The 21,658-nt window shown below is 45.6% G+C and carries 17 protein-coding genes; 6 read left to right on the top strand and 11 right to left on the bottom strand.

From position 1 onward, the window contains the following. The first annotated feature begins 140 nt into the window (after window positions 1–140). Entirely contained in the window at window positions 141–500 is a 360-nt protein-coding gene (locus tag HBAL_RS03825; RefSeq protein ID WP_015826604.1) for a hypothetical protein, read from the top strand. A 26-nt stretch (window positions 501–526) separates the two neighbouring features. On the opposite strand, the gene pth is transcribed toward HBAL_RS03825, so the two are convergent. Both pth and HBAL_RS03835 read right to left on the bottom strand, forming a co-directional pair. Next, on the bottom strand, window positions 527–1,144 hold the full coding sequence (gene pth / locus HBAL_RS03830; RefSeq protein WP_041301934.1) for an aminoacyl-tRNA hydrolase: 618 nt from the start codon (window positions 1,142–1,144) through the stop codon (window positions 527–529). 162 nt (window positions 1,145–1,306) lie between these two features. Continuing rightward, window positions 1,307–1,936, bottom strand: coding sequence for a 50S ribosomal protein L25/general stress protein Ctc (locus HBAL_RS03835; RefSeq protein WP_015826606.1), 630 nt, complete (start codon window positions 1,934–1,936; stop codon window positions 1,307–1,309). A gap of 254 nt (window positions 1,937–2,190) precedes the next feature. Here HBAL_RS03835 and HBAL_RS03840 point away from each other — a divergent pair, with 254 nt between their 5' ends. Both HBAL_RS03840 and HBAL_RS03845 read left to right on the top strand, forming a co-directional pair. Further along, a complete protein-coding gene (locus tag HBAL_RS03840; protein ID WP_015826607.1) occupies window positions 2,191–2,577 on the top strand; it encodes a BlaI/MecI/CopY family transcriptional regulator in 387 nt (128 codons plus the stop codon). Continuing rightward, window positions 2,574–5,063 (top strand): M23/M56 family metallopeptidase, encoded by a 2,490-nt coding sequence (locus HBAL_RS03845; RefSeq protein WP_015826608.1) that lies wholly within the window; start codon window positions 2,574–2,576, stop codon window positions 5,061–5,063. The genes HBAL_RS03840 and HBAL_RS03845 overlap by 4 nt, the downstream gene beginning before the upstream one ends. Window positions 5,064–5,350: 287 nt before the next feature. On the opposite strand, the gene HBAL_RS03850 is transcribed toward HBAL_RS03845, so the two are convergent. The 4 genes from HBAL_RS03850 to HBAL_RS03865 form a co-directional block, all read right to left on the bottom strand. Then, the gene (locus tag HBAL_RS03850; protein WP_041301935.1) at window positions 5,351–6,286 is read right to left on the bottom strand and encodes a ribose-phosphate pyrophosphokinase; all 936 of its coding nucleotides are present in this window, start codon (window positions 6,284–6,286) and stop codon (window positions 5,351–5,353) included. Between the two features lie 186 nt (window positions 6,287–6,472). Beyond that, a complete protein-coding gene (gene pgeF, locus HBAL_RS03855) occupies window positions 6,473–7,267 on the bottom strand; it encodes a peptidoglycan editing factor PgeF (RefSeq protein WP_015826610.1) in 795 nt (264 codons plus the stop codon). Window positions 7,268–7,390: 123 nt separating this feature from the next. After that, window positions 7,391–11,587 (bottom strand): translocation/assembly module TamB domain-containing protein, encoded by a 4,197-nt coding sequence (locus HBAL_RS03860; protein ID WP_015826611.1) that lies wholly within the window; start codon window positions 11,585–11,587, stop codon window positions 7,391–7,393. Next, window positions 11,587–13,335 carry an autotransporter assembly complex protein TamA gene (locus HBAL_RS03865; protein ID WP_015826612.1) on the bottom strand — a complete coding sequence of 583 codons (1,749 nt, stop codon included), beginning with the start codon at window positions 13,333–13,335 and terminating at the stop codon, window positions 11,587–11,589. Before HBAL_RS03865 ends, HBAL_RS03860 begins: the two co-directional genes overlap by 1 nt. A 259-nt stretch (window positions 13,336–13,594) precedes the next feature. On the opposite strand from HBAL_RS03865, the gene HBAL_RS03870 reads away from it, so the two are divergent. After that, window positions 13,595–14,356 (top strand): thermonuclease family protein, encoded by a 762-nt coding sequence (locus HBAL_RS03870; RefSeq protein WP_233356738.1) that lies wholly within the window; start codon window positions 13,595–13,597, stop codon window positions 14,354–14,356. Window positions 14,357–14,441: 85 nt separating this feature from the next. Here the strand turns inward: HBAL_RS03870 and HBAL_RS03875 are convergent, their stop codons facing one another. The 5 genes from HBAL_RS03875 to HBAL_RS03895 all read right to left on the bottom strand — a co-directional run bounded on the left by HBAL_RS03875 (window position 14,442) and on the right by HBAL_RS03895 (window position 19,778). Next, window positions 14,442–14,957, bottom strand: a complete 516-nt coding sequence (locus tag HBAL_RS03875; RefSeq protein ID WP_015826614.1) for a CarD family transcriptional regulator — start codon at window positions 14,955–14,957, stop codon at window positions 14,442–14,444. Window positions 14,958–15,192: 235 nt separating this feature from the next. After that, complete coding sequence (gene fdxA, locus HBAL_RS03880; RefSeq protein WP_015826615.1) at window positions 15,193–15,534, bottom strand: ferredoxin FdxA; 342 nt, start codon at window positions 15,532–15,534, stop codon at window positions 15,193–15,195. A gap of 84 nt (window positions 15,535–15,618) precedes the next feature. Beyond that, window positions 15,619–15,939, bottom strand: coding sequence for an RNA-binding S4 domain-containing protein (locus HBAL_RS03885; RefSeq protein WP_015826616.1), 321 nt, complete (start codon window positions 15,937–15,939; stop codon window positions 15,619–15,621). Between the two features lie 13 nt (window positions 15,940–15,952). Then, on the bottom strand, window positions 15,953–18,688 hold the full coding sequence (locus HBAL_RS03890) for a helicase-related protein (protein ID WP_015826617.1): 2,736 nt from the start codon (window positions 18,686–18,688) through the stop codon (window positions 15,953–15,955). A gap of 133 nt (window positions 18,689–18,821) precedes the next feature. Further along, complete coding sequence (locus tag HBAL_RS03895; RefSeq protein ID WP_015826618.1) at window positions 18,822–19,778, bottom strand: DUF3108 domain-containing protein; 957 nt, start codon at window positions 19,776–19,778, stop codon at window positions 18,822–18,824. A gap of 354 nt (window positions 19,779–20,132) precedes the next feature. Here HBAL_RS03895 and rpmB point away from each other — a divergent pair, with 354 nt between their 5' ends. Continuing rightward, window positions 20,133–20,429 (top strand): 50S ribosomal protein L28, encoded by a 297-nt coding sequence (gene rpmB, locus HBAL_RS03900; RefSeq protein WP_015826619.1) that lies wholly within the window; start codon window positions 20,133–20,135, stop codon window positions 20,427–20,429. A 141-nt stretch (window positions 20,430–20,570) separates the two neighbouring features. After that, entirely contained in the window at window positions 20,571–21,650 is a 1,080-nt protein-coding gene (locus HBAL_RS03905; protein ID WP_015826620.1) for an amidohydrolase family protein, read from the top strand. Window positions 21,651–21,658: the final 8 nt, after the last annotated feature.

Below are 21,658 nucleotides of genomic sequence, written 5' to 3' on the forward strand. Positions count from 1 at the left end.
GACAGCAAATCAAGCAAAAGGGCAAGAGCTTAGAATGGAATAGCGGAGCACATTTCTTGGAGTTTTCAATATTTTTATTGTTCTGGTTTTTGTCTCATGAAATGGTGAGGGCTAATCTTGATAAAAAGGGGGTGACCAAGATGTTTCAACGAACTTGGGCTTTTGTAATCGTTGCTATGCTAGCAACCTCAGTATCTCATGCGCAGGCTAGTGAAACAACTGCCGAAGAACTTGCTAGATGTTTGGTGCGTCACTCAGACGAGGAGATTGAGCTAGTCATGAAAGATTTTCTTGTAAATGCGCTTCTTGAAAACAAAATAGAAGCTCAATCAGATGCGCTCAAGCTTGGCATGTCTATGTCGCAAATGGCCATGAATGGCTGTGGTTTGTCTAAGGTTGATTTGCAAAAACCTGTGTTTACAAGTGCTGCAGAATTGTATGGTAATATTGTCGGGAAGCGTATAATGGCGAAAGCGATGTCGAATATTGGTATGGAATAGCTCCCGCTACAGCATATTTATTTAACTTAATTACCCTTGCGGCGAGACATATCTTCTTTAGGTGCAGGTGCAAGGCGCATGACTTCTGCTTGGAAGCGTTCATCATCTCCCGCAGCAAGGAAGTGAATAGCGCGCGCGCAAGCATCCAGCATGTCATCTAGCCACTTAGCTTCTGATTTCGCAAAATCAGATAAGACATGCCCCTGCACACGGGATTTATCGCCGGGATGACCTACGCCTAGTCGGGTGCGGCGCACGTCTTTGCTGGCCTGCGCCATAATAGAGCGCATGCCATTATTACCAGAATGTCCACCACCAATTTTCATCCGCACGCGGCCGGGCGCTAAATCTATTTCGTCGTGAAAAATGACAGTTTGATCCGCAGAGATTTTGAAAAAGTTCATAGCTTCACCAACAGAACGTCCGCTATCATTGTAAAATGTTGTTGGTTTTAGAAGGAGCGTTTTAACACGGCCTCCATTTGCATCTGTCAGAAAACCTTCAGATATTTTCCCCTGAAATTTTGTTTTCCAAGGACTAAAACCGTGCATGTCAGCAATCGCATCAATTGCCATAAAGCCAATATTGTGGCGATTGCCTTTATACTGGTCGCCGGGATTTCCAAGGCCAACGAGTAATAACATGAATGGCTCCGCATCTCTTTGGTGTGATTTAGCGAATGGTAATAGCGCGAGCAGTTTTGAAAGCAAACTCGTCATTGGCTAATAATCCTTGGCATTATAGAAAAACGGCGCTGAATTGCTTCAACGCCGTGTAATCTTATTTTGTTTGTACAAAGCGAGCAATTAAGCTTCTGCTTCGCCTTCTTCTTCTGCTGCATCGTCTTCTGCATCATCTGCTTTGGCTGATGCTGTACGGCCGACGATTGTCGCGATTGTGAAGTCACGGTCAGTAATTGTTGGAGTAGCATCTTTTGGAAGTTCGATGTTGGAGATTTTAACGTTATCACCAATATCCAAGCTACTTACATCACCAGTTAGGAATTCAGGAATGTGTCCAGCTGGAACTTCAAGTTCTACAGTGTGACGTACGATGTTCAATGAACCACCGCGTTTAATACCTGGAGATACGTCTTCACCTGTGAAGTGTACAGGAACCTCAACTTTAACAAGTTGGTCCTCTTTCACGCGGTAAAGGTCTACGTGTAGTGCAACTTCAGTTACTGGGTGGAATTGAACATCCTGAGGGATAACAAATTGCTTCTTACCTTTGTGTTCAATCTCAACAAGGTTAGAAAGAAATTTACCAGTGTTAAGTGCTTTAAGAATTTCAATACGGTCTAAGCTGATTGAAACTGGAGCTTCTTTTCCGCCGTAAAGAATAGCAGGAACGCGGTTTTCACGACGTGCTTGGCGAGATCCGCCTTTACCTGTGCGTTCACGTAGCTCAACGTTTAATAAAATATCTGTAGCCATTTTTATGTCCTTCCGTCCTGAGGCAAACATTGCACCATGCTATGCGCCCCCAAACATCACAGGGGTAAACCCTTAGAGTTGAAGAGGGGCTTATAGTGGGACTGAAAGGGAAAAGCAACCTCGAAAAGGCCGTATGCGCTATCGCTAGAATAAGAGACAAAAAACACTTTGACAAAAGTTCGTTACAGTTGTAGTGAATGACTTCAGTGTGTCGTACTAATATGACAATTCGCCAACGAAGAGCGAGAGAGAATATGAGCCAACAGCCAAATAAATCTGAATTGACCGTCTTAAAGCATTTTTGGACCATAGGTGAGCAAAGCGCTCGTGAAGTTCATGATGGTGTATCGGCTGAAACTGGCTGGAGTTATTCGACAACGCGAACAGTGATTAACCGGATGATTGATAAAACATGGCTCACGCGTCGAGATGTGCATGGGATTACTGTATTTGATGCAGCTTTGTCGAAAGTTGAAGTTTTTAGCGGGCTTGTAAAAGATCTGACCCGCAAAGTTATGGATATTGAAGGCGACCTACCGGTGTCGATGTTTGCGGGTAGTCCACACCTTACATCGGATGAATTAGACGAGCTTGATGCGCTAATCAATTCTTCTTCTGTAGATGATGGAGAGAAAAAATGAGCTTTGTCGTACTGCTTGTTCTGTCAATCCTTTGGGGCGGTGTTGTGGCTGTCGCTGCTGCTGGTATTCAACGACTTGGTTTATCGGGGCGCACGCGTCAAATGATGTGGAGATGCGCGAGTATTATGCTTCTCGCGCCTTTTCCCGTTGCGCTTATATATGCGTGTATGGGGCCGGGAACGATTGATCCTATTTGGAATTATGGTGAAGGACAGGCTCCGTCTATTCCGATTGTTCTTGAAGAAATGCCAGCGCAAACAGGGGTTGCTGTGCAGGAAGTATCTCAAGGGGTGTTATTTGAGTTTGACCTAATGACTGCTGCTATCGTGTTTTTGAGCCTCGGCTGGATGTTCCGCGCATGTCGTGCACGTTGGGCAAATAAAGAGCTGAAAAGAATTACGGATAAATCTGATCCGGTGCAAAGCTATGCGGTGCTTTCATCAGCAGAGTTCTGGAATAAACGTTTGGGACTAACGCGCCGTACAAGTTTTCGTCTACTTCCAGGAGATTATTCTCCGTTTACACAGGGCGTGTTGAAGCCGGTTGTGTATCTTCCCCATGGGCTGGAACGTGAGTTGAGCCAAGAAGAGATGGCTTTAGTCGTCGGGCATGAGCTCATGCACATACGGCGTCTGGATGCTGTTTGGCGCCCAATGGAGCGGATCGTCGCGGATGTATTGTGGTTCAACCCGTTTGCGTGGTTGGTTCGCGCAGAGCTTGACCGTGCACGTGAAATTGCATGTGATGAAGCGATGCTGGTCTCTAAAGCGCCGCCAACTGTATATGCACGCGCTTTGGTGGCTGCTGCACGCTTTGCCGAAGGTTTGCCTACCCGTGCGCCCGCTGCAGCAATGTTTCCCTTCAATAAGGATAAAGAGCTAACTGAGCGTGTGAAAATCGCCGTGGCTAATTCACAAGGTAATTCGTCATTGGTTGGCCTTGCTGCATTTGGTGTGTTCTTACTCGCTGGTTTGCCTCTTGCTGCGGCTCAAGGAGCGGGCGGCGAGAAATTACGTGCTCCATTGCCTGAGTTTGAAGCGACAGTCATTAAATCGGAAAAAGCTAAAATTACCTCTGGTTTCGGTATTCGCAAGCATCCAATATCCAAAGAAATGAAAGACCATGCTGGCATTGATATTGCGGATAAAATAGGAACCAAAATCCACACGCCTTCGCATGGCTTGGTGACATTCGCCGGCTATAAAGAAGGCTATGGGAATGTTGTTCAAATCAATTACAATCCTGAATGGATGGGGCGCTTTGGCCAATTGAGCAAAATTCTTGTCGAAGTTGGACAATCTGTTCAAGCTGGTGATGTGATTGGGTTGTTGGGTGAATCAGGCAATGCAACTGGACCGCATTTGCATATCGAAGTTTATGGCCCTGCACCTGATTTTGTAAGATCGGGGCATAAAGTTGCCTATGATCCAGAGCAGCTTGGTGTTGCACTTATTCCAGCTTTAGAATTACGGGCTAAGCAAATTAGAGACCTTGGCGTTGTTCTTCCAAAATCTCTTGCACAACCAATTGCGGCCGATAGCGCATCAGCATTGGTCGCGCCATCAGCACCGGCTGCTTTAGTTGCACCTAAGGCCCCATTAGCGCCGAATGCCCCCAAAGTGACAGGTATTACTTATTTGGATGATGGCCGCGTACAAATCCTGGATGCAGGTGTTGTGGTTATTGAATTTGATCCATCAAAAGATGATTTCATACCTAGGCACATTGTGAGCAAAGACGGTGTGTCCAATAAGCGTAAATATACTTATGAAGATGCAAATGGTGATTCAGTGAAAATTATTGCCGGAACTTCTGATATTCCTCCGAGTAAGCTTGGTATTTGGGTGAATGGAGACAAGATTTCTAATGCTGCGGAATGGAATGAATGGCGTCATGAAATTCAGAACTATTTTGAAAAAGACATGAATGATTTCAAGGCCGATATGCGTGAACAAGCTCAAGACATGCGTGATCGTGAGCGAGAAGATCGTGAGTTTGTCGAAATGCTTGAAGGTGGTTTGGAGAAGCGCATTGAAGCGCAGGCAGATGCGTATGAAGTCGAAGTTGATAGGTGGACAGATAGTTTAGAAGCGCAAGTAGAGGAACTTGCCGCGCGATTTGAGCGCTCTGCTGAATCTTCTCGTCACGCTGCGAACTTGAAAGCCCAAGCTCAGGCACAAGCACGAGCGAATGCGCGGTCAAGTGCTGAGGCATTGGCAATGTCATCTCGTGCGTTCGCTCAAGATTGGACTGCGGTCCGACAAGAGCAGATTGCTAAAACACAAATTGTTGCTTTGGAGCAGGTTCTCGTGGAATTGGATGAAAAAGTTTTATCAATTTCCGAGCAGTGTGAGCAAATTGAAAATTCAGAAGAGGTAGATGCCAAGTATAAATTGGTTGGTCTAAAAACAGCGAAGTCAGCTTTGCAAGAAGCACGTACTCAAGTTGCTGAACAATTAGTAGAGGCTCAGAAAGCCTTTCATTAGGCTAAGTATATAGACAATAATGGGAATGAAATTTGCGTTGTTCTTGTGCTTAAAAAGTAGAAATTTAGGTGCTGTTTCAATCCTGACTAATTTTTAGATATAGTTGAGCGATTTTTACAGGTAAGATTTACTAACTTGTTATAGGTGTGACCTAAGGTAAACGTTGGGAATTGACACTGGCTAACTAGGATAATGACCCCCGAATTAGCATGACGTCATAGAAAACGCAGCTCTGTTGCCCCAGAGCTGCGTTTTTGCTGTGTATATAGTGATGTAAAATGTACGACTTAGTAGTCAAATAGTTTCGAGACGGATTCTTCATTGGCAACACGGCGTACAGCTTCTCCAATCAAGTGAGAAATTGATACGCGGCGTATTTTCTTCGCATTGGCAACTTCTTCTGAAGCGGCGATAGAGTCTGTGCAAACGAGCTCTTTAAGACGGGATTTATCAATTCTTGCTGCTGCGCCGGGTGAAAGAACACCATGGGTGACATAGGCAGAAACAGATTTAGCGCCGGCATTCAGCATTGCATCCGCAGCATTACACAAAGTGCCTCCACTATCTGTCATGTCATCAACCATTATACAGGCGCGGTCTTTAACATCCCCGATGATGTTCATGACTTCAGACACACCAGCTTTGGGGCGGCGTTTATCCACTATAGCTAGGTCACAGTTTAGCCGGTCTGCAAGGGCGCGTGCGCGAACCACACCTCCGACATCTGGAGAAACGACCATGACGTCTTTGGAGCCATATTTTTCTTTAATGTCTTGAACAAACACAGGACCCGCGATCAAGTTGTCGGTTGGGATATCAAAAAAGCCTTGAATCTGCCCAGCGTGAAGGTCAACGGTTAGAACGCGATCGGCACCTGCTTTATGAATGAGATTGGCGACGAGTTTGGCTGAAATCGGTGTGCGGCCATCTGTTTTGCGATCTTGTCTTGCGTAACCAAAATAGGGGATGACTGCCGTAATCCTGCGAGCTGACGCGCGTACAAGTGCATCACACGTAATGAGCAATTCCATTAAATGGTCGTTTGCTGGTGCAGACGTTGATTGAATGAGGAATACGTCATGACCACGGACATTTTCGTTGATCCGAACGAAGACTTCGTTGTCCGCAAATGTCTGCACATCTGCTTCGGTTAGTCTAGCATCCAGATAGGAAGCTACATCTTTTGCCAACTCGCGGTTGGAATTACATGTGATAAGTTTCATTTCGCCCATCGCCCAAAGGTTCCGCTTATTCTAATTCCTGCGCCCTAATCTCGTGCCAAGGTTTTTAGCAGGTCCGATTTGTAAAGCTTTTGTATCAATCTGCCTTTTCCCGCAACAGCTCTACGGGCGCTTATCGAAATATATTGATACTTTTTGTATATACGGCAGTTTTTTTAAGAGTTTGCCCTAAGCGACGAGCATAATTGACGATGCATTGCGTCCATAGTCGGTGTCTCCTTGTTTTTTTGAACGGCGGTAGGAGAAATATTTATCGGGTTGAGATACTGTGTCATCAGCGATTGCCTCGCATTTCCCGACTCCAGCACGAATGAGGCGGGAGCGGCAATAATGTTTTAGATCAAACTTAAGGCGATCTCCTTCGCCTGGTTCAAATAAATTTGCGCACCAAGGCGAGATGTCGAGAAAGGCTTTTTCAAAATCTGGGCCCACTTCGAAACTGTCTTTGCTTATGCATGGTCCTATAGCGGCAATCATGTTTGTTGGAGATGCGCCAAGTGTTTCCATTTGCTTGATAGCATCTTCTATCACACCCGTTACCGCGCCTTTCCATCCTGCATGGATTGCAGCGATGACGCTTGCTTTAGGGTCACCAATTAAGATTGGTGCGCAATCGGCGGCCAATGCTGTAATAACAAGCCCGGGTGTCGCAGTTACAATGGCATCTGCTTCTGGTGCTTGAGATACAGAAAGTGGACCATCGACAATAATCGCTTTATTTGTATGCGCCTGCCTCAGCGTAATCATACGACCAGGAAGGGCACCTAGCGTGACGCAAATACGGTCACGATTGGCTTTGACGCGATTTCCTTGATCGTTGGAGCCGGGGCCTGTATTCAAGCTTTTGTAGACGCCCGTAGATACGCCGCCCTCACGTCCAAAGAAGCCATGCCGCCAATTCATTGAAAATGGTTTCAGAGCAGGAGATTCTATAAAAGGTGCACGTGATGTTGAGTTGGCCATAACTATCCATTCGTATCTGCGATATATCCTCTATTTGAGGGTTTAATTGGGGAAATGGAAGGCATTGTCCATGCTATATTTGCCTCAGCTACAAATTTGATGTTTCATTTATATAGCGCTTGTTTAATCAAGCTCTTTTTTCCATTCTACTGAAACTTTGGCACCGTTTTCATTTCCAAAAACAGTTCCAACTTCGACATTCTCAACAGGTTCCCATTCAATCGCAAGATCGGACTGGCCACTGGCACGACTTCTCAATTCCACATAGACGTTTTCCGACAGGTATTTACCGGTTTCAAGTTGTGGGTTGCTGTCAGCATCTTGTGAGACAACAAGGCGATCAAGCCCAATAGCATTTTGAATACTGGATAATGGTGAGAAACCTTCGCCATTTCCGGTCATGTTCGCTGCTGCTACAGCAAGTTGGGCGGCTTCAACAGCACTGAGTTGGGTTGGCGCACGGCCAAATAAAAGTCTGGAAATGATTTCATCTTCGGGCAGGTCTGGTGAAGAAGAAAAGCTTATCGTGGGCGAACGGACCGAACCTGAAACATTGATAATGGATGTGACGCCGTCCGATGTGCGTCTTGCCTGCATGTCTGTGGTTGCTTCAGCTGGGTTGCCGTCAAGTCGCACAACACCTTCGGAGAAAGCAAAGGGCTGACCTAAAAGTGAAAATTCTCCACGCACAATGTTGGCTGTGCCTCGAACGTCAGGCGTTTTGAGAGTTCCTTTGATCCGCGTATCAGCAGACAATTCAATATTTAAACCGCGGCCCGTCACGTAGACACGGCGGTCTGCGGTAACTTTCATATCCAATGCCATTTTTGATGTCGGAGACACTTCTGGTTCTTGGTTTTCAAGATCGTCTATTTCATCGAGGAAAATAACATCAATGGTTTTGACACCTGAGGAGCCAAATTGCGCGATGTTGACTTTCGCTTGATCAATATTGAGATCACCCGCAATTTTAATGCCTTCAATTGCTCTGGTGACATCTAGGCGACCGGTAAAGTTTGCGGCGAGGCCGTCTTGTTTTATGGCACCAAAATTATCAAAATCTATGTGCATAGCTGAAGGCGTTTCAGGAGATAAGAACATCTTACCTGAGCCTGATACAGTTCCACCATCAACACCCGTTGCTGTGGCAGATTCAAGTTCAATACTCTTAGTATCAAAGTTTACGAGCGCTTCTATATTTGACATGCGTGCGCCATAGCGGTCGTGTTCAAAGTCTGTGTCGGAAATAGTAGCTTGGCCGACAGGTCTCAGCTCCAATAGCGGTGCTTCTGCTTCCGCATTTAATTCGAAAAAACCGTTTAAAGCGACGCTGTCTAATCCGACCAACGCCCAAGCTGCTTCTAATTTCCCAAGCGCACCAATATCCAGTCTTGCGACGTCATTTTGGTTCAAGTTAGGAATTCCGTTTTCAACTTGCATTGGAACAGAGAAAACAGCATCAACGTTGAGGTCGCCGCCATTGTGGGCTTCAAATACAGATACAAGACGTTCCTCTATGAATTCGCCATCAATGCTTGCATTGATAAAAGCAATGGCATCGCCTTCACGTCCGGCATCTTTTAACTCAAGGTTATAGGTTCCACTACCTGTTGTATCCTGAGCGCTCCAATCAGCATTTGCATCGAGGCTGCCGGTTAGACCTTCTCGACCAAATAGAGCGTTTATGCGGCTTAATGAAAGTGTCTCAATTGCGAGCTTCAAGCCTGTGTCTGTTTGTGTTTTTGAGCCTGATAAATTGATGATGCCGCCAAGGCTATCTAGCTTGGCATCAATAGATAGCAGATCAGCCGATTGGGTGATTTTGACTGGTTCAACTGAGCTAAAGCTTTCTTCATCCATCTTACCGTCGAGAGAAAATGTAATATTGCGGCTTTCTTCAACTTGCGTTGCATTTCCGCGAATAACTATTTCCACCGGTGTATCTGGGGCGACAAGCGTCATAAAACCATTCGTTTTAACATCAAAGTCAAAAGCGTTTGGTTTACCTGAAGCATTGATCGTTGTGACTGGCAGAAGCGTATCACCGAACACAAGGTCAGTTGCTTTAGCCGACAATTGCAGCGTTTCGCCCGTCAAATTGCCTTGAACGTCGATTGCACCATCAAGTCCCAAAGCTGCCAATGTACCTTTCAGGTCAATAGTTGCATTTAGGGGAGCTTGGTCGGATAAAGATGCATTAGCGTTTAAGTTCAAATCCGCCCAATTTGCTTGCAGTGTTTTGATTTCTAATCCGTTATCATACGATATCTGAGATGTCCCTTTTAAGGGGCGATCATTCGCAGATGCTTCTATTTGGATGTCCGTTAGGATGCCGCCATCTTGAATCTGACCATTTGAAGTCAGCGATAAATCCGCAATGTCCAATCCATTTGCGGCGATTGAAGATGCCGTAAATGAAAGGTCTTCAGTGAGGTTGGTCAATGGTCCGTTGAGATCAAGTGCGAGAACAGCATTGCGAGCCTGCACGCTTTGAAGGTTCAGGGCAGGGATGTTCGCAACAAGTTTGGTGATCAATTGCTCGTTTTCCATGGAGCCCCTGACCAAAGCCATGTTTGCCCCTGAATCAATATTTGCGTCAAATGTGATAGGCCCAGACGCTAGCATGGAGGCGGCGACATCAAGGTTTACCGGCCCATCTAGAAATGCCTGAATATTTTCATTTGAAGACGTGATTTCTGAATTTTTGGATTTGAGCGATAGCTTAAAAGGTGCGCTTGGGCCAGCGCGGTCAAGTGTCGTATTAAACTGGATTGCCCCATTAAGAGCGTCGGTGAAATGACTTACATTTTTTAGGTTGGAATTGAGTTTGAAAGACGACTTTCCTTCGGTTGAAAGATTACCTTTGCCTGATGTATCAAACTGTGCAGCTTTCAATTCAAACTGATCAAGATTCAAGTTTTGCGAGGCAATATCTAATTGACCGCGAATGTTAGAAGTGAGTTTAGCACCCAGCGCATCATCAAGGGCCGCAATTTGCGTGCGCAATTTGTTGGTTGCCGTATCTATTTTAAATTTAAGCGTGTCATCAGCCAATTGGGAATCTAAGTTTATTTCTGCTGATTGGATTGTGCGACCTGAATAAGCAAATTGATCAGCGATTAGTTTACCAGCCAGCTTTGATTGCGTGTCGCCATATTGCCAAACACCATCAAACTTGGCTGATTTGGCCTTGAGGTCGGGCATTTGTGAAAGCTGAGTAAGTGATAATATGTCAGCCTTAAGCGTCCAAATGTCTAACATTTCTGGCTTGCGCAAATTCACGGGTCCAGATGTGCTGATCTCTAGTACACGCGATACAAAATGTGCTGTCAGCTCTGCTTTACGAAGTGATGTGAGATTTGCATCTAAGTCGAGGTTGAGCGTGGAGCCTAATCGGTCAGTTGCCGGGTTAGCTAAAGCAAAACCTTCAAGATCAGCAATGATATTGAATTTGGCGACAGAAGCCGTGCTTTTTCCATCAAGGCTCGCAATAGTTTTGGGGCCCAATGATAAATTTCCTAGGCTTTCCCAGTTTTTAAGGTCGCCTTTCCCTGAGAAGAGAAGTGTTAAATCATCTTCAAGCGGAGCAGGTAGGAATGTTGAAACAAAGCCGTTTTGTGGAATTTTAATATCCACATGACCGTTTAAGAGTTTTTTCAAACTCCAGTTCAAATCAATGTTTATGGTCTCTTCGTCTTGCCTAATTAAGCTGCCATCATCGTTTAAGCCGGCTGTGGATGTCGCGAGTTTAAGATAACTTTGCGTGCTTCCAATATCAGCGCTTAGGTTAAGGCTGTGGCGAGTTTCAGGAAGGCCGGTTTCTTGCGCTATTGAGACCTTTGGAATATCTGCTTCTTCAAGAACAAAACGTTTGATGAAGATAGAACTCGGTGTTTCATCATCGTCTTTTTCAGGAGAAGCTGGCAGTAAAGGTTTGCGGCTGACATCTATCGAGCCGATACCGATGGAATTGAGGTATAAGGTCTTACCAATTAGCTTTAATGGTTTCCATTTTAATTCAGCATTTTGGGCGTTTAACCATTCGCCATCCGTATCTTGGATAGAGAGCTTAGCAATTTTGAACCGGCCTAAAACATCACCTTCAAATCCGTCAATCTGGATTTGTTGCCCAGCTATAATCCGTCCTTCAAGCTGATCTTCGATAATACCGCGTCCAATAGGGCTGGCGATCAAAAGGCGAAGCAGCAATACGGTGAGAAAAAGGCCAGCAAAAATCCATAGGACTATTCTAAACCAACGCTTCTTTTGTGGAGTTGGCTTTTCTGTTTCTGTCACGTGTGTCGGTGTTTCATTTTGCATTAGAATGCTTGTCCAATGCTTAGATATAATAGGAGGCGTTCATCGCTGTCGCGCGGATCAATGGGCGTTGCCACATCTAAGCGTAGAGGACCGAAACTTGTGTAATACCGCAGACCTAGACCGGCACCCATGCGCAAGTTGGAAAATGATGGTGTTTGACTTTCGCCAACTTCACCCGCATCGACAAAAGCAACCATACCTAAATTGTTTTTAAATCTGATGCGTGCTTCCGCGCTCATTTCAACAAGACTACGCCCACCTAACGGGTCGCCATCTGCATCGAATGGGCCAATGCTTTGGTATTCATACCCACGCACTGATCCACCACCACCTGCATAGAAACGACGGGTGGAAGGTATATCAGCGACAGCAGAGCCAGCGATTCCGCCCACTTTCAAACGTCCAGCAAGAATATATTTGTCTTCGTTAAAGCTAGTATAGCCCCGCGCTTGCGCTGTTGTTGTGATGAATTGTCCTTCTGCATCACCAAGACTATAAGCTGGTTCTGCACCTACTTGGAGGCGAACGCCCTGAGTCGGGTCCAATACATTGTCTGTATTGTCAAAACGAGCGCCGCCACGGCCAGTAATGATTTGAAAATCTAACTCAGTGTCATTTTGAGTTTCTTGACCGACTTCCAGTCCGATCCCAGCATAAACATCAATGTTTTTTGTCCATGGATGTTCATACAAAGCATTTGTTGAGATGGACCTACTATCATAAGCATCTGTTTGCTCATTGATGATCGCAGCATCAACAAGCAAGCTGTGGCGATATCCACCATTTAAGGGTTGCTTCCAGCTCGTGGTGAGGGATTGTTCCAAACTACTAAGGTAAAGATCAATATTCACAGTATCTGCGCGACCTGAAAAATTGCGCATTTCATACCCAGCCTGCAAACCAAAGCCTTCTGTCGTTGCATAGCTCGCACCAGCTGACACTGTGCGTCTTGAAGCGTCTTCTAATGTCACAAGAACATCTCTGACTTCACATTGTTCTGCATTGTCTGTTTCAACAGGAGCAGAAAGGTCGATTTTGGCGTATTTGTATAATTGCGTTTCAGATAGTCGGGTTTTGTACTGATCAATAATATCAGGCGAATATGTGTCGCCATTTTTAAACGGAGATAATTTGTGCAAGATATTCTCGCGCGTGCGGCCTGGATTATTTGCGGTGATATCTCCAAGACAGACTTTCGGGCCAGTCGTGAAATTGTAAGTGAGATCAACAGTTGCTGCTTTGCGATCTCCAATCACTTGTCGCGCTTGTGAGCTAGCGTCAGCATAACCGCTTGTGCGCAGTTGAGATAAGAGACGTTTCTCTTCATTCAGTATCGTATCGGCGCGTGCAATATCTCCAGTAAAGATTTGAAAGCTGGGTATATCTGTCTGGATGATTTGCGCATCGCTGAGTTTGAGTTCGATCTTTCCAAGTGTGAAGCGTTTGCCTTGGTCGAGGCGCACAATGGGTTTTAGAGGTGGTCCGGTTTCAACAGCAATATCAGCACTGGCATCCAGCCAACCTTTGGAGTTGAGAACATCTAAAGCAATACCTGCTGCACGTCGCGCTTGGTGTCTTGCTGTAAATTTGGAAGTCGTCGGTTCAACTTCTCCCAATAGAAGAGCGACCTCATCTTTTGTAGACTTCTCAATTCCATCACCGATTAGCTCAACATTTTGTGCAAGCGCGTTTGATGAAGCGTTGAACGCTACAAAACTTGCAAAAAAGAATATGGCTGTTGGCTTCATTAGAGGGGTCTTGTCTTGAGCTGTGCGCCATATTGAAAAGCGTCGAAAAATAATTGCTAATATAGATTAGCGTTACTGTATTGAGTTTTGGTAGAATATAGCGCGAATATATGGCGTAATTTGGAATATTTCAGAAAGAATTTCGACGTTAACCATGAATGTTTCCAAATACATAAACATGCTTCTAGCTAATGAAGAAAACCTCTCATCAAACTCGTTTAATAGGAGAGTTTTTCTGGCTGCAAGCGGCAGCTCAATTATGTTGAGTGGTTGCGGAGGAAAAGCTGAACCAACGGATAAATTGATTGCCGGAGAGGTGGGAATTGTCAGCCGCATTCGTGATGGTGATGCATTTACGCTCGATACTGGCCTGTCTGTTAGGTTGGCCGGCATTGAAGCTCCGCGCCGCGCATGGAATGATCGCCCCGCTGATCCTTTCGGTGAAGAAGCAACAAAGCTATTAAATTTTGAGGCTGTAGGTCGCAAATGCCAGCTCTTTTATGGAGGGTTGACCAGAGACAGGTATGATAGAGCGATTGCGCATGCGTTTGTTGAAGACGAAGCAGGCCAGACGGTTTGGCTCAATAAAAAAATGATTGAATTGGGCGGCGCACGTGTGCGCACTTGGGCCGATAATGTTGCCCATGTGCGTCAGCTATATGATCATGAGAGAGATGCGCGAAATTCCAATATAGGATTGTGGGCACATTCTGAATACGACGTGTTTTCTCCAAATGCCTTAAAAGATGCGCCGCGCGGTTTAGCTCTGGTGCAAGGGAAAGTGTCAAAAATCAGCGAGGTGCTAGAGGTCGATAGCCGTTGTTCTGTCGGTGAAGATGGATTGCTGCATCTGACTATGGGGCTTACGCTTGCGCGATCAACAGAACGGATTGATTTGGCTGTTGGGCAAGAAATTCGCGTGAGGTCAAGCATTCGACGCGAGAAAAATCCAGATGGAAAATATGAGGGTGAAGCCTATCTGGCACCTGATCATTGGGGGCAATTTGAAATAGTACTTTAAAATGCTTTGCCAGAAATTCACGCATAAAAAATGCCCTCCATATCATGAAGAGCATTTTTTGAATTTCTTATATCTTCAAAGAAGATTAAGCAGCGCGTTGTGCCAAAGATTGTGACAAGCGAGCAACAGCTTCTGTGTGTTCAATGTTCTCAACAACAGCAAGCTCACGTGCCATGCGGTCTAGTGCTGATTCATACAATTGACGCTCAGAGTAAGACTGATCTGGTTGGTCATCTGCACGGTGAAGATCGCGAACAACTTCAGCAATTGAAATCAAGTCACCAGAATTGATCTTCGCTTCGTATTCTTGCGCGCGACGAGACCACATTGTGCGTTTAATGCGAGCGCGGCCACCAAGAGTTTTGATCGCGTCACCAACAACTTTTGTTGATGCAAGCGAGCGCATGCCTGAAGATTTTGCTTTAGCTGTAGGTACGCGAAGGATGAGTTTGTCTTGTTCAAATGCAACAACATAAACTTCGAGTTTCATGTCTGCGACTTCTTGGACTTCAACTGCGGTCACGCGGCCTACGCCGTGTGCTGGATATACAATGTGTTGTTCTACTTCAAACATAGACCCGGTACCTGCTTGGTTAGCCATTCCGCAATATTCCTCTTTACTCAACCATAAGGCCAAAAAGACCTGTTTCGTTAACGCGGGGAGGCATTACGATAAGGGCTGTTTGGCGCGATATATTTATTGTTCTGCTCCTCAGCAGAGGATGTAATATAGCAAAAATTAGGGTTTTGTTCAAGTCTTCGTCACAAACTGGTAATGTTTGACACAAAGCATGGGTAAAATCTTAATTTATACAATGGGTTGGTTAATGTGTAACCTAGTCACCTGTTCCAGGCTTTTCTGAGAAATGCGGACCAAGTTTATCTTTCACCTGTGACCATTCATCTGCATCTTCAGGCGGATCTTTACGAACGGTGATGTTTGGCCATTTGGCTGCGTATTCAGTATTTAGTTTCAGCCATTTACCGTCTTTATCGTCCTCAGTATCAGGAACAATTGCTTCGGCAGGACATTCTGGCTCACATACACCACAATCAATACATTCTTCTGGATCTATGACCAGCATGTTTTCACCTTCGTAAAAACAATCGACAGGACATACTTCAACGCAGTCTGTGTATTTACATTTTATGCATGCGTCGATGACGATATAGGTCAAGGCTGGTAACTCCACGTGTTTGTTCAGAGAGTGACATCCAAAATTTCTGCGCTGGTGTCAATTGAGGAAAGCTAGTAGGCGCGTTTAGTCACGCTCTTTTAGCTGATCTTCTATCAATGTGTAACATTTTTGCGCTTCTGGGGCGGGGCCACGTCTCAAAGGTAGGTTGAGCACACTTAGTGTTACGATTTCCTTATTGCAATAAAAGCTCACAATATCTCCCACAAAAATATTGGCTGCAGGTTTATTTGTTCTGCGTGTTTCGCCATTGCGCGATATTCGTACATTCTTTTTTGTGATCTGGGACGTAGCAAGTGCGCGTGTTTTGAAAAAACGGATGCGGTGTAGAAATAAATCTACCCGCATCCTGTCTGTTTCATCGGGTGAGGCGTCTTGTTTTGCCAATTAACCCTCGTGCCTAGGCTTCAATGTTCTTTGTTTCAGTTTCATCAGGTTTTGCCGCTGCAGATGCTTCAGCTTCAACAACTTGTTCAACAGTTTGTGTTTGTTCTGAAGCATCCTCACCATTTGATGGTGTCGTGTCGGCTTTTGCTTCAGTTGCTGCTGCTGGCTTTGCTTTTTTCTTTTTGCGTTTCTTTTTAGGCTTGGCTGGAGCATCTTCTGCTTTTGGCATTGTTAAAGCGGCAAGAGCTGCAAAGGGACTGTCTTCCATTGCTTTGACTTGCTTAGCTGTTGGTGCAGCTGCGGCTTGTTTTTTCTTCTCATGCTGGCGCTGTTTTGATGCAAAACGCCATAATTCGATCGCGCCGGTTTCTTTGTTCTTTTGCGCAGGCATTAGGCCCATAGCTTTGAGGATTTCAACGAAATCATCTGCTGGTGATCCGACCAAAGCAGCATGCTCTGGGGGAATTGCAAAAGTTGATGTTTCAGACTTTTTGCGTTCTTGCCCCAGTGTCCATGATAAGCGTTCAGCCATATCAGCACGCACGGCACGCGGCCCAAGGCGGATATAACCAGCTGCTTCAAGGTTTGCGCGGTTCCAGCCTTTTTCAGTTTTGAAAGACGCTGAAGACGGCGGCTTCATTGGCGCATAGTCAGTGCCCAAAGCACGAAGCTTCAAACAAAGGTCAGCTTGAGCAGGTTTTAAAAGGCCCGGCATATAAGCAGCAATACGGCCTGTACGCACGCCGACTTCTTTTAAGGCAGCGCGGTCATCGCGTGAAAGAGATGAGGCCACTTCATCCTTGCGTCGGTCAATCGCGGCACCTGCATCAACGAGCTGGTGTGCAACGCCGCGCGCTAAACCTGTAAGGCGGCCAGATTTTAATGTGGCCTGTAAATCGAAAAGCGGTTTTAAAACTTCTTTTGTGTGATCTAACAGCCATTTACGAATGCGGTTTTCTGCTTGAGCGCGGATTGCGGTTTCAGCATCAGGTGCACCGATAAGGTCTGCACTCGGAGCGAGCCAATGGCTGCCGACAACAGCTTTACCAATTGTTTGCCCCTGGAATGTGATCCGGTAGTCATCAAGAATTGAGAAATTACCGTCTCCAGCTGTGCTAATAGCATTCAGCTTATCTTCAATCACTGTTTTAAGAGCTTTAAATGCGGCGTTGCGCACAGCGCGGCCTTCTAGCGTCTGGCTCGTCACTGCAGGGGTGAATGTGAGTCCATCCAGCTTCCCGACATTGTGACCTTCCACAACAACTTCTCCATCAAGGCCGACGCCTGCGTCCATAGCTTCCTCCGAGTTCAAGCTTTTTAATAGCGCCGAGGTACGACGGTCTACAAATTTCTCTACCAGACGCTCATGTAGCGCATCTGATAGCCTATCCTCAATGTCTCTCGTGCGAGATTGCCAAACTTTTATGTGTTGGATCCAGTCTGGCCGATTGGCTGCATAAGTCCAAGTGCGAATAGATGCAAGCCTTGCCTGCAATGCATCTATGTCGCCTTCTATGTTGTCTATGCGCTCTAATTGCTTGTTAATCCACGTATCTTGAAGGCGCGCATTCGGGTTTATCAATTTTTCTGCAAAAGATTGAACCAACCTTACATGGGCGTCAGGTCCGTGTTTTCTGAAATCAGGCAGAGTGCATAAATCCCAGAGCCGGCGAACATGTTCTTGACTTTTAACGAGGTCTTTTATCTCACTGTCGCCGCGCAAGGCCTGAAATGTAATTTCATCCAGCGCATCTGGACAGCGTTTTAAACGGCGATGTGTGGCTGGTTTGTGCAAGCTGTCTGATAGCGCTTCTAGGGACGAATAATTGAGCCTTGAATTACGCCATGAGAGAAAATCAATTGGATCAAAAGTGTGATTCTCAACCCGTTGGATATCTTCTTCTTCAAATAAGAAACAATCGCTGGTTTCGCCAAATGTACCATCATCCCGAAAGCGACCTGCGCGACCAGCAATTTGTGCTGCTTCATCTGCTCTAAGAAAACGACTGCGATGACCGTCAAATTTTCGGCGACTCGCAAAAGCGATGTGCGAGACATCCAAGTTCAAGCCCATGCCGATTGCATCTGTTGCAACCAGATAGTCTACTTCACCAGATTGATACAATTCTACCTGTGCATTGCGTGTACGTGGTGACAAAGCACCCATTACAACAGCAGAACCTCCACGCTGGCGACGCAATAACTCGGCAATGGAGTACACTTCCTCTGTCGAAAATGCGACAATTGCCGTTCTTTTAGGCAGTTTTGTAATCTTGATTGGGCCAGTATAATTAAGCTCAGAGAAGCGCTCTCTATGTTCAGCATCAACATGGAGGTCCAATGCATTGAGCACTGGACGCATGGTTTCTGCACCCAATAGCATTGTTTCATGCTGGCCTCGGGCGTGTAATATTCTGTCAGTGAAAACATGACCGCGATCTGGGTCACGTGCGATCTGAATTTCATCAATCGCGAGAAAAGAGACGGGGATAGAAAGTGGCATAGCCTCGACAGTGCAGGCATAATAGCGTGCATTTTTGGGGATAATGCGCTCTTCACCTGTCACCAGCGCAACGAGGCGTTCGCCTTTGATCTTGACCAATTTATCGTAAACTTCGCGCGCAAGAAGACGTAAAGGTAGGCCAATCATCCCGCTTTCATGCGCGACCATTCGCTCAACGGCTAGATGGGTTTTTCCTGTATTGGTTGGCCCCAAAACCGCGCGGACATTCTTTATCCCTAAGGTCATTGGTGGCTCCATAGTCTATTTTGGGCGAGAAATATCACCCCATATTGCGTCTTACAGCGTCTGCGGTGCCACGCTAGAGCGTGCCAATCAATAATAGCAAGGGGATTTTTATTTTTTTAAAACCAGAAAGGCTTTAGCCTTGATCTGATTGGTTTGTATCGGATGCATCAGCTTGATCCATTTCTAGGGGAAGATAAGTGATCTTTTTAGCTTCTACAGTAATCTTGCCGCGTTTTTCTGAACGTGCCTCAATTTGAATGGGTACACGCAATTCACCTGGTCCCATATCTGCTAGAACCATTGATATCCAACGTATGTCTTTTGCTTCTTTAGCACGTTGTTCTGGTGTCTTCTTTTTATAACCAGCTAGTTCTTCGTATCGAACTTGGCAAACATAGGCTGGGCCTTTCCATCCTTTAAGGTCAATGCTTTCGACATGCCGACCATTTTCAAGATGGATGTTGTATCTGCCTTTACCGTCAAATACACGCGCAACGCCGCTGCATGGCACATCTGAAGCAGCCTTTGGCGCAAGTGCAAGCTGGAGAAGGCCAGAAATTGGGTCTACGGCTTCAAGCTTTTGCTCTAGCGTTGCAGCAGGGTCTCCAAGGTCACCATGCTCGGGGATGACATTTACTTTTACAGTTTTGCCATCATGCGTGATTTCGGTTGAACGGTTTTTCCGTCCCTCATCATCTTTAGCAAAATAGTGCCGCAGTTGGAGGCCTGTATCTGTGATGTCACCATTTGAAATGAGCGTAGAAGAATAATTGACAAACCAATCAACAATGCCAGCAACACTAGCACGGGTGTGGATGTTATATTTGTCTGGATAAACTTCAGCTGAAATTGTTGCCTTACCGCCTTTAATTTGAGGCAGCCAGTTCGTTGGAGGGACAAAAGCTTCCATTTCGACAACGAATTTGCGCGCTTTACCGTTTTGAATTGTATCAATTGGGCGAACAAAATCATGTGTCTCGGTATTTTTGACTGTCTTCAATTCAGGTGAAGCTGTCGCAGATATGCCTGCCCAAACTAGTAATCCAGTTGAGATTAAGCTTGTGCGCAAAATGGTTTTTAAACGAGACATAAGCGAAATACTCCAAGGCGAACTCTAAACAGATGCTAATTCAGAAACCAACATAATGGCGAATTGCGGACAAAATAACTGCTTTGTGACGGCAAAATCAAAAAATAGATCAATTCGCTGTCACAAACTGAAATAGTTTTGGGTTTCTGGCATATTTAGGATATTGGGTGGGTTAAATGACCGTAATTTTCGGGTTCAACTCTTTATTCTTGAAGAAAGAACGCGGAAGGACCAACTTGGGTGTTGACGAATGAGCATCTGCCGTGTAATTCCCGCCCTTCGATTTTTTAATAAGCCGAGCGCGCGCACTAGAATTGAAGCGGCTGCGCCTCGCTAACATAAGAGACTGAGCATATGTCACGCGAATGCGAGCTTACAGGCAAGAAGCCAATCACAGGCAACAACGTTAGTCACTCTAACTTGAGAACTAAGCGTCGTTTTTTGCCAAACTTGGTAAAAGTATCTTTGCGCTCTGAAGCTCTTGGACAAGAGTTCAAGCTTCGTATCGCTGCTTCAGCGTTGCGTACTGTAGACAAGCGCGGTGGCCTTGATGCTTTCCTTGCAAAGGAAACAGAAGAAAAGCTTAGCGCAAAAGCAGCTAAAATTAAGCGCGACATCGCGAAAAAAGTAGCTGAAGAAGCTGCTGCTTAATTACTAACCTTGAAGGTTAGATGAAATTTCAACGCGCTCTGGTATTTCAGGGCGCGTTTTTTATTGTCGCATTCCCTAATCTGTAATGAACGACTATGCCTTGGGATGAATGATAAGATAAATTTGTTTGGATGAGATGCCATGAGTATTCTTCAACGTATGACCCAATTGATTACGGTTCTTGTAGCTGTTTTCTATATCTCGGCCTGTAGTGGAGAAAAGCGCCCAGACACTATTTATATTGGCGGAAGGATTTACACAGGTAACCCTGAAGCACCTATTGCTGAAGCTGTCGGGACGATTAAAGCGCGCATTGTGTATGTTGGTGATGCCAATGGTATTGTTGGTGATACACATCCCACAACAAAGCTGGTCGATTTGAACGGGCAGGTCATGTACCCTGGGCTAATCAACACGCATACAGGTGCGCTTGTTGAAGGTTTAGACGATACGGCAGGTAGCCAGATTGAAGCAGCCGCAATTGAGTATGCCAAAATGGGCTGGACAACCCTTCATGCATTCAATGTGGTGCCAGAGAATGTGCGTATAATGGAAGATTTGGCGATGTCTGGTAAATTACCCGTGCGCATTTACAATGTGCTCAATCAGGCTGGCTTTGAAAGCCTTGTTTCTTATGGGCCGGGAGTGTCTCCAGGTGGATTAGTGGAAACGCGGACAGTGCTCATTGATACCGCCCAACCATTTGACCAGTTTGTAGAGACGGGTGAGACACCTAGTTTGGAAGAAGCAATGAAGCTTGCCTTGAAAAGTCATGTGCAATTGGTTTTTAAAGTCCAAACCATTGAGTTTGATCAGTTGCTAGATAATATTGAAATCGCTTTTCATGATGCATTGCCTGACGCTGATCCGCGTTGGCGTATTCTTGCGGATGACGCGTTATCGCCGGCATTGATTGAGCGCGCAAAAAGCTTGGGGCTTGAGGTTGAGCGCAGCGGTGAACTGAAATTTGAAGACATTTTTAGCAAAGACACAAAGCTGGAAAACTATACAACAGGCGCCGCTTATGTTGGTTTTCGTCAAGATATGATCGGGTCAATAGAGGTCGGTAAGCTTGCCGACTTCACAATTATGAATGGAGATTTGTTTGCTGCGGCATCCGAATCTGATGCAGCTAATGATATTAGGCCGGTCATGACAATTATCGGTGGCGCGCAAGCATGGCCAAGACCAGAAAAATCTCTTCCAGTCTTTGGTCAGTGAGAATTTAG

Source organism: Hirschia baltica ATCC 49814, from assembly GCF_000023785.1.
GTDB classification, from domain to species: Bacteria; Pseudomonadota; Alphaproteobacteria; order Caulobacterales; family Hyphomonadaceae; genus Hirschia; species Hirschia baltica.

Coding starts and splice junctions, on each gene's coding strand:
- HBAL_RS03895 (WP_015826618.1), bottom strand. CDS start 19,778: ATGTCTCGTTTAAAAACCATTTTGCGCACAAGCTTAATCTCAACTGGA.
- HBAL_RS03875 (WP_015826614.1), bottom strand. CDS start 14,957: ATGGCTAACCAAGCAGGTACCGGGTCTATGTTTGAAGTAGAACAACAC.
- HBAL_RS03825 (WP_015826604.1), top strand. CDS start 141: ATGTTTCAACGAACTTGGGCTTTTGTAATCGTTGCTATGCTAGCAACC.
- HBAL_RS03905 (WP_015826620.1), top strand. CDS start 20,571: ATGAGTATTCTTCAACGTATGACCCAATTGATTACGGTTCTTGTAGCT.
- pgeF (WP_015826610.1), bottom strand. CDS start 7,267: ATGGCCAACTCAACATCACGTGCACCTTTTATAGAATCTCCTGCTCTG.
- HBAL_RS03840 (WP_015826607.1), top strand. CDS start 2,191: ATGAGCCAACAGCCAAATAAATCTGAATTGACCGTCTTAAAGCATTTT.
- HBAL_RS03850 (WP_041301935.1), bottom strand. CDS start 6,286: ATGAAACTTATCACATGTAATTCCAACCGCGAGTTGGCAAAAGATGTA.
- HBAL_RS03865 (WP_015826612.1), bottom strand. CDS start 13,335: ATGAAGCCAACAGCCATATTCTTTTTTGCAAGTTTTGTAGCGTTCAAC.
- HBAL_RS03860 (WP_015826611.1), bottom strand. CDS start 11,587: ATGCAAAATGAAACACCGACACACGTGACAGAAACAGAAAAGCCAACT.
- rpmB (WP_015826619.1), top strand. CDS start 20,133: ATGTCACGCGAATGCGAGCTTACAGGCAAGAAGCCAATCACAGGCAAC.
- pth (WP_041301934.1), bottom strand. CDS start 1,144: ATGTTATTACTCGTTGGCCTTGGAAATCCCGGCGACCAGTATAAAGGC.
- HBAL_RS03890 (WP_015826617.1), bottom strand. CDS start 18,688: ATGACCTTAGGGATAAAGAATGTCCGCGCGGTTTTGGGGCCAACCAAT.
- HBAL_RS03845 (WP_015826608.1), top strand. CDS start 2,574: ATGAGCTTTGTCGTACTGCTTGTTCTGTCAATCCTTTGGGGCGGTGTT.
- HBAL_RS03870 (WP_233356738.1), top strand. CDS start 13,595: ATGTTGAGTGGTTGCGGAGGAAAAGCTGAACCAACGGATAAATTGATT.
- HBAL_RS03835 (WP_015826606.1), bottom strand. CDS start 1,936: ATGGCTACAGATATTTTATTAAACGTTGAGCTACGTGAACGCACAGGT.